A 9,779-nucleotide genomic window follows, 5' to 3' on the forward strand; every position below is an offset into this window, starting at 1 on the left:
GGGGTGGCGTCGTGATCACCGGCTATGACCACGTCCAGGTGGCGATCCCGGCCGGCGGGGAGGACGCGGCGCGGCGGTTCTACGCCGGCCTGCTCGCCATGCGCGAGATCGCGAAGCCGCCCGCACTGGCCGTGCGCGGCGGGTGCTGGTTCGCGGCCGGCGACGCGATGCTGCACCTGGGTGTCGAGGAACCGTTCGCGCCCGCGCGCAAAGCACATCCGGCGTTCGTCGTCGACGACCTCGATGCACTGCATGACGTGCTCACCGGTGCCGGCCACGCGTGCGTCCGCACCGACGGCGAGATCCCCGGCGTGCGCCGCTTCCACACCGCGGACCCGTTCGGCAACCGCATCGAATTGCAGCAGCGCTGAACCCGCGCATCGACGCCGCGCGCGGGCCGACCTGGTACCGCGCCGTCGCGGCCACGAAGATCGTTACGCCGCGGGTTGCCGGTGCCAAGCGGCGCGCGGGCACGGTGCGGCACAGCCGCCCCGCACCTGTTCGCGTCGGCGTGGGTACATCCGAGGGGTGACGCTGCGTAACTGGGCCAACAGCCTGGCGTTCGACACCGACCAGCTCGCGACGCCGACCTCGGTCGAGCAGTTGCAGGAGCTCGTCGCCGGTGCCGACCGGGTCCACGCGCTCGGTACCGGCCACTCGTTCAGCCGCGTCGCCGACACGAGGGGCACGCTCGTCAGCGCCGCGCGCCTCGACGTGCCGATCGAGATCGACGCCGCGGCGCGCACCGTGACGGTCGGTGCCGGGACGCGCTACGGGGAGCTCGCGGTCGCCCTGGAGCGCAGAGGCTGGGCGCTGCACAATCTCGGCTCGCTGCCGCACATCTCGATCGGCGGTGCGTGCGCGACCGGCACGCACGGCGCCGGCAGCAGCAACGCCTGTCTGGCGGCATCGGTCGTGGCCATCGAGTTCGTCCAGGCCGACGGGAAGCTCGTGCGCGTGCGCCGCGGGCACCCGCACTTCGGCGGTTCCGTGCTCGCGCTGGGTGCGCTCGGCATCGCGACGCGGCTGACGCTCGACATCGAGCGCAGTTACGAGATGCGCCAGGACCTCTGGCTGGACGCACCGGTCGACGCCGTCGCCGAGCAGTTCGACGACGTCATGAATGCCGGCTACAGCGTCAGCCTGTTCAGCGAGTTCCGCCGCCGCGACGCGGTCGACGTGTGGGTCAAGGCGCGCACCGACGCGCGGCTGCCCGACGGCACCCGGTGGGGCGCGCACCCGGCAGAAGAGGCGCAGCACCCGATCGCCGGCGAGGACCCGGCCACCGCAACCCAGCAGCTGGGCGTGCCGGGGCCGTGGCACGAGCGGTTGCCGCACTTCCGGCTCGAGTTCACGCCCAGCAACGGGGACGAGCAGCAGACGGAGTACCTCATCCCGCGCGAGCACGGCCCCGACGCGCTACGCGCCGTCGCGCAGGCCGATCTGTCGGGCGCTGCAGGTGTTCGAGATGCGCACGGTGGCCGCCGACGACCTGTGGCTCTCACCGTGCCACGGGCGAGCGACGACCGCCCTGCACTTCACCTGGGTCAACGACGACGCGCGCGTGGCCGAAGCGGTACGCACGCTGGAAGCGGTGCTCGCCCGGTTCGACCCGCGGCCGCACTGGGGCAAGGTGTTCACCCTCGACGCCGCGACCGTGCGCGGGCACTACCCGCGTCTCGCCGACTTCCGCGAGCTCGCCGCGCGGCACGACCCGCACCGCAAGTTCGGCAACACGTTCCTCGACACCTACGTCTACTGAGCCGAGATCAGGAGTCGGCGGCGGCCTTCGCCGGCGCCTTGGCGGCGGCCTTCTTCGCGGCGGTCTTCTTGGCCGCGGTCTTCTTCGCTGCCGTCTTCTTGGCCACCGTCTTCTTCGCGGTCTTCTTGGCCGCGCCGCGACGCGCTGTCTTCTTCGCCGGCCCACGCGCGCGGCGATCGGCGAGCAGCTCGGACGCCCGCTCGTCGGAGATCGACTCGATGTCGTCGCCCTTGCGCAGCGACGCGTTCGTCTCGCCGTCGGTGACGTACGGGCCGAACCGGCCGTCCTTGATCACCATCGGCTGACCGGACGCGGAGTCGTTGCCCAGCGTGCGCAACGGCGGCGCCGCTGCGGCGCGTCGGCCGCGCTGCTTGGGCTGCGCGAAGATCGCCGCGGCCTCGTCGACCGTGACCGTGAACAGCTGCTCCTCGGTGTCGATCGAGCGCGAGTCCGTCCCCTTCTTCAGGTACGGCCCGTACCGCCCGTTCTGCGCGGTGACGTCCTCGCCGTCGAGCTGACCGACGACGCGCGGCAGCGTCAACAGCTGCGCCGCCTCGTCGAGGGTCACCGTGTCCAGCGACATCGACTTGAACAGCGACGCCGTCTTCTCGCCGTCGGTGACGTACGGGCCGTACCGTCCGGCGCGTGCGGTGATCTCCCGGCCGTCGCCGGTGGTGCCGAGGTCGCGGTCGCCGGACGGCGCGTTGAGCAGCTCCTCGATCTTGTCCGGCGTCAGCTCATCCGGTGCGAGGTCCTCGGGCAGCGAGGCGCGCTGCGCGTCGTCACCCTCACCGCGCTGCAGGTACGGCCCGTACCGGCCGACGCGCACGACGGTGCCGTCCGCGACGTTGCCGAGCGGGATGGAGTTGACGCCGCGCGCGTCGATCTCCTCGAGTCGCGCCGCGATGAGCCGCTTGAGGCCGCCCTGCGCGGAGATGCGTTCGGCCTCGACGGACGCCTCGCCGGAGCCGAAGTAGAAGCGCTGCAGCCACTCGACGCGCGAGCGCGCGCCGTCCGCGATCTCGTCGAGGTCGTTCTCGACGGACGCGGTGAAGCCGTAGTCGATCAGCCGCGCGAAGTAGGACTCCAGCAGCCCGACGACGGCGAATGCCGTCCACGTCGGCACGAGCGCCGGGCCCTTCTTCCAGACGTAGCCGCGGTCCTGGATCGTCTGCATGATCGAGGCGTACGTGGACGGACGGCCGACGCCGAGCTCCTCCATCGCCTTGACCAGCGACGGCTCGGTGTAGCGCGCGGGCGGCGACGTCGTGTGCCCGGTCGGCTCGAATTCGCGCGGGTCGATCGCGTCGCCGCGGGTGAGCTGCGGCAACCGCTTCTCACTGTCGTCCTTCTCGTCGCCCGAGGCGTCGACGTCCTCGACGTACGCGCGCAGGAAGCCGGGGAAGGTGATGGTGCGCCCGCTCGTGGTGAACACGACGGCCTCGTCGGCGGCCGACGTCGCGCCGAGCCGGATCGACACCGTGGTGCCGACGGCGTCGGCCATCTGCGAGGCGAGCGTGCGCTGCCAGATCAGTTCGTAGAGGCGGAACTCCTCGCGGGAGAGCTGACTCGTCACCTGCCCCGGCGTGCGGAACGAGTCCCCCGCCGGGCGGATCGCCTCGTGCGCCTCCTGCGCGTTCTTCACCTTGCGCTGATAGGTCCGCGCCTCGGCCGGCACGTACGCGTCGCCGTACAGCTCGCGTGCCTGTGCCCGCGCCGCGCTCAGCGCCGTCGACGACAGCGTCGTCGAGTCGGTGCGCATGTAGGTGATGTAGCCGTTCTCGTAGAGCCGCTGCGCGGTGCGCATGACCTGCGCGGCCGACCAGCGGAACTTGCGCCCGGCCTCCTGCTGCAGCGTCGAGGTCATGAACGGCGGGTAGGGCCGGCGGCGGTAGGGCTTCTCGTCGACGCCCTGCACGGTGAACGGCCGGCCGTCGAGACGCGCGGCGAGCCCGCGGGCGCCCGCTTCGTCGAGGTGCAGGACGTTTGCCGGGGCACGGCCGGTGGCCGGGTCGAAGTCGCGGCTCACCGCGAGCCGGGTGTCGTCGACGCTGACGAGCGTCGCGGTGAAGCTGTCCGGGTCGTTCGGCTTCGGCTCGCTGGCCCGGAACGTGCCGACGACGTCCCAGTAGCTCGCCGAGTGGAACGCCAGCCGCTCGCGTTCGCGCTCGACGACCATCCGGGTGGCCACCGACTGCACGCGCCCGGCGGACAGCCCCGGCAGCACCTTCTTCCACAGCACCGGGCTGACCTCGTAGCCGTAGAGACGGTCGAGGATGCGCCGCGTCTCCTGCGCGTCGACGAGGTGGTCGTCGATCTCGCGCGGGTTCTCGACGGCCGCGGCGATGGCCGACGGCGTGATCTCGTGGAACACCATCCGGCGCACCGGGATCTTCGGGCTCAGCGTCTCGACGAGGTGCCACGCGATGGCCTCGCCCTCGCGGTCCTCGTCCGTCGCGAGGTACAGCTCGTCGGCGTCCTTGATCAACGACTTGAGCTTGCTGACCTGCTGCTTGCGGTCCGGGCTGATGACGTACAGCGGTTCGAAGTCGTGTTCGGTGTCGACGCCGAGCCGCGCCCACGCCTCACCCTTGTGCTTCGCCGGCACGTCCGCAGCGTTGCGCGGGAGATCCCTGATGTGCCCGATCGACGCCTCGACGACATACCCCTTGCCGAGGTACCCGCCGATCGTCTTGGCCTTGGCGGGGGACTCGACGATCACCAATTTGGTGCCCGCGCCGGTGCCCTTCGCTGCCACATCCGCTCCGTCTCGTCGTTCATCCCGGCCCTGCCTGACTCGTTAGGCGCAGCCGTCGCGGACGGTACAGGACACGTGCAAAGCCCTGGGTGCGAGCGTTAGTGGTCTGCCAACGAGCCACCGCCGGACGGGTCGGACTGCGGGCGCCCGGGCAGTGCCGCCGGCCAGGACGCCGCACCACCGGACGGCGCCGGCCCGAGCAGCTCGATCAGGCGGCGCAGCCGGCGCCCCGACGTCACCCGCCAGCCGCGGTGGTCCCGGCTGCCGCGGCGCGACACCGAGACGGCCGCGACGCCCAGCCGGGCGAGCTGCGCGCCGGCGGTGCGGTGCGTCGCGTCGTCCACGCCCGCGGTGGTGAGCAGGTAGCCGACGTCGTCCGGACGGCCGGCCGCGAGCGCCCAGAGCCGCAGGCTGCCCGCGGCGAGCTGGAAGTCCGGCGGCAGTCCCTGGCGCGAACCGCGCGTCCACCGCGCCGCGCGGGCGATCAGCTCCGGCCCGAACGCGGTGCGCACGCCGAACCCGCTGTTCGCCTCGACGACGGCGTCGTCCGGTGTCGTGGCGACGCCCCGCTCGGCGAACGCGTCGTGCAGCGCGTCAGCGCGCCACCGGTCCGCGACGACGACCGAGAGCCGCGCACCCGCGCCGGAACGGACCCACTGCCCGCCCGCGAGCAGCAGACCGTCAAGATCGTCGACCGACGGCTGCGCGGCGGCGGCGCCGAACAGCGAGTACTGGGTCATGGCGTTGCGGGCGGGGCCGTCACAGGCCGCTCACGCGGTCGACGCACCAGTCGGCCCCGCTGTGTCGCATGTGCACGCTCAGATCGCTGCGCGAGCCGTCGGTGCGCGCGAGCGTGCCGTTCATGGTCGCCGCCGAGCCGCCGGTCGTGGCCGCGCCGCTCGGCAGGGCTGCCCCCACCTGGTCGACCTTCGCCTGCGTCAGCCCCAGCCGGGCGCCGGGGCAGGCGAGCGCGGTCGCGGCGCCGAGGTCGTGCGTCGTCAGCAAGGTGAAGAACCTAATGCCGGTGAGCGTCGCCGAGACCGCGTCGGCACCCGGGCCCGTCGGCACGCCCGTCGGCACGATGCCGGCCGGCGCGCTCGAGCCCAGCGACGGCGCGCTGATGCTGGGGAACGCCGTCGGCCCGCTCGGCGCGGCCACCGTCGGGCCGGCGTCGTCGTTGCCGCTCTGCAGGACGATCACCGCGACGAGCACGGCGACCGCCACCACGGCCGCCGCGACGAGAACCGCGATCAGGTTGCCGCGACCCGAGTGCTGCGGCGGTGCGCCCGCGTACTGCGTCTGGTGGTACTCGCCGTACGGCTGCCCCTGATGCGGCTGGCTTTGGTACGGCTGACTGCCGTACGGCTGGGCCGGATACTGCCCGGGCGGGTACTGCGGGTACAGCGGTTCGCCGTCGTCCGGCGGGCCCCAGGCAGGCGGCCCGTCGTAACCCGGCTCGCCGCCGTCGCCGGGCGGCGGAGCGCTCACCGCGCCGCCGAGGTCATGCGGCGCCGGCGGGCTCCGGCGTCGGCTGCGCGGGTGCGTCGTCACCCATCGAGACGCGACGTCGCTTGGACACGATCACCGCCGCGGCCACGATGGCGAACGCGACGACGCCGGCCAGCACCCGCAGCCCGACCGAGGCGTCGTCCCCCACGGTCAGCTTCACGACCGCAGGCGCCACCAGCACGGCGACCAGGTTCATGACCTTGATCAGCGGGTTGATCGACGGACCGGCGGTGTCCTTGAACGGGTCGCCGACGGTGTCGCCGATGATGGTCGCCGCGTGTGCCTCGGTGCCCTTGCCGCCGTTGACGCCGTCCTCGACCATCTTCTTCGCGTTGTCCCACGCGCCGCCGGAGTTGGCGAGGAAGATCGCCATCAGCACGCCTGCGCCGATCGCACCGGCCAGGTAACCGGCCAGCGGGCCGATGCCCAGCAGGAAGCCGACCGCAACCGGTGTGAAGATCGCCAGCAGGCCCGGGGTTGCGAGTTCACGCAGCGAGTCCTTGGTGCAGATGTCGACGACGCGGCTGTAGTCGGGCCGCTCGGTGAAGTCCATGATCCCCGGGTGGGTGCGGAACTGGTCGCGCACCTCGAACACCACGCGCCCGGCGGCACGGCCCACCGCACTGATCGCGAGCCCGCTGAACAGGAACACCGCGGACGCGCCGATGATCACGCCGAACAGGTTGTTCGGCTGGGACAGCGTCAGATTGAACGACAGCTGGGTCAGCTTGCCGACGTGTCCGGGGTTGCCGATGTCGCTGAGTGCGTCCTGCACCGCTTTCTGGAACGAGCCGAACAGCGCGGTCGCGGCGAGCACCGCCGTGGCGATCGCGATGCCCTTGGTGATCGCCTTGGTGGTGTTGCCGACGGCGTCGAGGTCGGTGAGCACGCGCGCGCCGCCCTCGTCGATGTCGCCGCTCATCTCGGCGATGCCCTGCGCGTTGTCGCTGACCGGGCCGAAGGTGTCCATCGAGACGATGACGCCGGCAGTGGTCAGCAGGCCGCAGCCGGCGAGCGCCACGGCGTAGAGCGCGACGAACGTGCTACCGCCGCCGAGGATGAACGCGCCGAACACCGCGGCGCCGATCAGCACGGCGGAGTACACGCCCGACTCGAGGCCCAACGAGATGCCCGAGAGGATCACCGTCGCCGGCCCGGTGAGCGAGGTGGCGGCGACGTCCTTGACCGGGCGACGGACCGTGTCGGTGAAGTAACCGGTCAGCTGCTGGATCAGCACTGCGAGCACGATGCCGATGACGACCGCGACGAATGCGATGACCGCCGGGTTGCCGGTGGCGCCGGACACGTGGTCGGTGAGCTTGCTGAACGACGATGGCAAGAACGTGAAGGACGCGATCGCGACGCCGACCAGCGAGACGATTGCCGTGATGAAGAAGCCGCGGTTGATCGGCACCAGCCCGTTGCGGTCGGTCGGGCGCAGGTTCGTCACGAGGATGCCGACGATCGAGCAGACGATGCCGATGGCGCCGATGATCAGCGGCAGCAGCAGGCCCTTCGAACCGAACGCCGTCTGGCCGAGGATCAGCGCCGCGACCAGCGTCACCGCGTAGGACTCGAACAGGTCTGCGGCCATACCCGCGCAGTCACCGACGTTGTCGCCCACGTTGTCGGCGATGGTGGCGGCGTTGCGCGGGTCGTCCTCGGGAATGCCGGCCTCGACCTTGCCCACGAGGTCGGCGCCGACGTCGGCGGCCTTGGTGAAAATGCCGCCGCCGACGCGCATGAACATGGCGAGCAGCGCGCCGCCGAAGCCGAAGCCCTCCAACACCGTCGGGGCGTTGGAGTTGTAGGAGAACAGGACGACGCTCGCGCCGAGCAGGCCGAGGCCGACGGTGAGCATGCCGACGATGCCGCCGGTGCGCCACGCGACGTGGAAGCCGGCCTCGCGGCCACCGCCGCGGGCCGCGCTGGCGACGCGCACGTTGGCCTGCGTCGCCAACGTCATGCCGATGAAGCCCACCAGGGCCGAGAAGACGGCACCGACGACGAAGAACAGCGCGCGGCCGAACTGCACCGAGAAACCGCCGTGGTTGACCGGCAGCACGAGCAGCAGGATGAACACGACGACGGAGAAGATCGCCAAGGTGCGGAACTGCCGGTTGAGGTAGGCGCGTGCACCCTCCTGGACGGCGTGCGCGATCTCGCGCATGCGGTCGGTGCCCTGGTCGGCCTTGAGCACCTCCTTCACCAGCAGACCGGCGAAGGCCAGCGCGATGATCGCGACGATGGCGATCACCACCACTGCGACGTGCTCACCGGTACTGATGCCCGGCTCAGCGATCAGGTGCGAGGCCATGCAACTCCCCTTGGTTCCACATCGGACGCGAACGTCAACGCGCCGTAGCTACGAGGTTGTTGTCTACGACGAGCAGGTGTGCCGGTGTCGCCGTGCGCAGCGCATTCGGCAGTGACTGGCGGAGTGTAGCCCGGCTCACAGGTGGGGCCGGCGCCGCCGTGCGGCGGGGAGGGCCGTGCGGCTCAGACGGCCGCGGACTGCACGGCCTGGTCGACCGTCGCGTGGATGGCGAACACGCCGTCGAGTCCGGTGATGGTGAACAGCTTGAGGATGCGTTCCTGGTTGCAGACCAGGGGCAGTACGCCGCCGGCCTCGCTGGTGGCGGCGCGCGCCTCGACCAGGGCGCCGAGTCCGGTGGAGTCGAGGAAGGCCACGTCTGTGAGATCGACCACGACACTGCTGTCGCCGCCGCGCAACAGACCGGTAAGGCTGTCCTTGAGCGCCGGCGCCGAATAGACATCAACCTCGCCGCTCACCGCGACGACGGGTACGTCGCCGCTCGACGAACGCGATACCGAGACGTCCACTGCTACCCCTGAAAGCTGTCCGAAGGTACTGGTAAACCCGCGTGTTACAACCGCACGCCGCGCGCGAGGTAACGCTGTACCCGCGTCGGCGCGCAGTCAGCATGCCACAGCGAAGCAGGAGTCGTGATTCGGCGATGAGTGATCCCGCTGCTTTGCTGGATCGGTTGCTGCTCGGTGTGCCGCCCGGCGAGTCGCCGGTGACGCATGTCGAGCGCCTGGCCGAGCGCGCTGCCCGCGGGGCCGACTGGCCCGAGTGGACGCCGGCCGCCGTGCGCGACCGCTTCGCCCGACTCGCGGTGTCGGCGCCTTGGGCACACCAGGCGCAGGCGGCGTCGCTGGCGCACGAGGGGCGGCACGTCGTGGTGGCCACCGGCACCGCCTCGGGCAAGTCGCTCGCCTACCAACTGCCCGGGCTCGCTGCCCTGCACGCCGACGAGCGCGCGCGGGTGCTCTACCTGGCACCGACCAAGGCGCTTGCCGGCGACCAGCTCGCCGGGCTGGCGGCACTGCAGCTGCCCTTCCTGCGCGCAGCCACCTACGACGGCGACACACCGCGCGACGAGCGCAACTGGGTGCGGGCGCAGGCCAACTGGGTGCTGTCCAACCCGGACATGCTGCACCGCTCGCTGCTGCCCAACCACGGCCGATGGGCGTCGTTCTTCCGGCGGCTGCGCTATGTCGTGATCGACGAGTGCCATGCCTACCGCGGCCTGTTCGGCTCGCACGTGGCGCTGGTGCTGCGGCGGCTGCGACGCGTCTGCGCTGCGCATCACGCGGCGCCGACGTTCGTGCTCGCCTCCGCGACCACTGCCGACCCCGCCGCGTCGGCGACGCGGCTGACCGGCCTACCGGTCACCGCGGTGACCGACGACGGGGACCGGTTGATCGGCGCGTTCAGCGACGGCG

General features: G+C 71.6%; 7 protein-coding genes and 2 pseudogenes (1 of these 9 running past the window's edge). 4 read left to right on the forward strand and 5 right to left on the reverse strand.

The window, feature by feature from the left end; translation table 11 throughout:
- Positions 1-11: 11 nt before the first annotated feature.
- The 3 genes and pseudogenes from ACFFCN_RS16780 (at position 12) to ACFFCN_RS16790 (ending at position 1,762) form a co-directional block, all read left to right on the forward strand.
- Positions 12-371, forward strand: a complete 360-nt coding sequence (locus tag ACFFCN_RS16780; RefSeq protein WP_375493523.1) for a VOC family protein — start codon at positions 12-14, stop codon at positions 369-371.
- Positions 253-900 (forward strand): annotated as a pseudogene (locus ACFFCN_RS16785) (FAD-dependent oxidoreductase); the annotation flags it as partial. The gene ACFFCN_RS16780 and the pseudogene ACFFCN_RS16785, both read left to right, overlap by 119 nt.
- Positions 901-1,468: 568 nt before the next feature.
- The gene (locus ACFFCN_RS16790) at positions 1,469-1,762 is read left to right on the forward strand and encodes a D-arabinono-1,4-lactone oxidase (protein WP_375493502.1); all 294 of its coding nucleotides are present in this window, start codon (positions 1,469-1,471) and stop codon (positions 1,760-1,762) included.
- 7 nt (positions 1,763-1,769) lie between these two features.
- Here ACFFCN_RS16790 and topA read toward each other — a convergent pair whose 3' ends face one another.
- The 5 genes from topA to ACFFCN_RS16815 form a co-directional block, all read right to left on the reverse strand.
- Positions 1,770-4,520 (reverse strand): type I DNA topoisomerase, encoded by a 2,751-nt coding sequence (gene topA / locus ACFFCN_RS16795; protein WP_375493504.1) that lies wholly within the window; start codon positions 4,518-4,520, stop codon positions 1,770-1,772.
- 98 nt (positions 4,521-4,618) lie between these two features.
- Positions 4,619-5,260 (reverse strand): hypothetical protein, encoded by a 642-nt coding sequence (locus ACFFCN_RS16800; RefSeq protein ID WP_375493506.1) that lies wholly within the window; start codon positions 5,258-5,260, stop codon positions 4,619-4,621.
- A 19-nt stretch (positions 5,261-5,279) separates the two neighbouring features.
- Positions 5,280-6,008 (reverse strand): hypothetical protein, encoded by a 729-nt coding sequence (locus ACFFCN_RS16805; RefSeq protein WP_375493507.1) that lies wholly within the window; start codon positions 6,006-6,008, stop codon positions 5,280-5,282.
- 13 nt (positions 6,009-6,021) lie between these two features.
- Entirely contained in the window at positions 6,022-8,346 is a 2,325-nt protein-coding gene (locus ACFFCN_RS16810) for a sodium-translocating pyrophosphatase (RefSeq protein ID WP_375493509.1), read from the reverse strand.
- Positions 8,347-8,528: 182 nt separating this feature from the next.
- On the reverse strand, positions 8,529-8,873 hold the full coding sequence (locus ACFFCN_RS16815; protein WP_375493511.1) for an STAS domain-containing protein: 345 nt from the start codon (positions 8,871-8,873) through the stop codon (positions 8,529-8,531).
- 134 nt (positions 8,874-9,007) lie between these two features.
- Between ACFFCN_RS16815 and ACFFCN_RS16820 the strand changes: the two are divergent.
- Positions 9,008-9,779, forward strand: a pseudogene (locus ACFFCN_RS16820) (DEAD/DEAH box helicase); it runs 1,676 nt beyond the window's last position.

This window comes from uncultured Jatrophihabitans sp. (assembly GCF_964246335.1).
In the GTDB taxonomy this organism is placed as follows: Bacteria; Actinomycetota; Actinomycetes; order Mycobacteriales; family Jatrophihabitantaceae; genus Jatrophihabitans.

Excerpts from the sequence above, each read along its gene's own strand:
- ACFFCN_RS16790 (WP_375493502.1), top strand. The coding sequence starts at position 1,469 with ATGCGCACGGTGGCCGCCGACGACCTGTGGCTCTCACCGTGCCACGGG.
- ACFFCN_RS16800 (WP_375493506.1), bottom strand. The coding sequence starts at position 5,260 with ATGACCCAGTACTCGCTGTTCGGCGCCGCCGCCGCGCAGCCGTCGGTC.
- ACFFCN_RS16810 (WP_375493509.1), bottom strand. The coding sequence starts at position 8,346 with ATGGCCTCGCACCTGATCGCTGAGCCGGGCATCAGTACCGGTGAGCAC.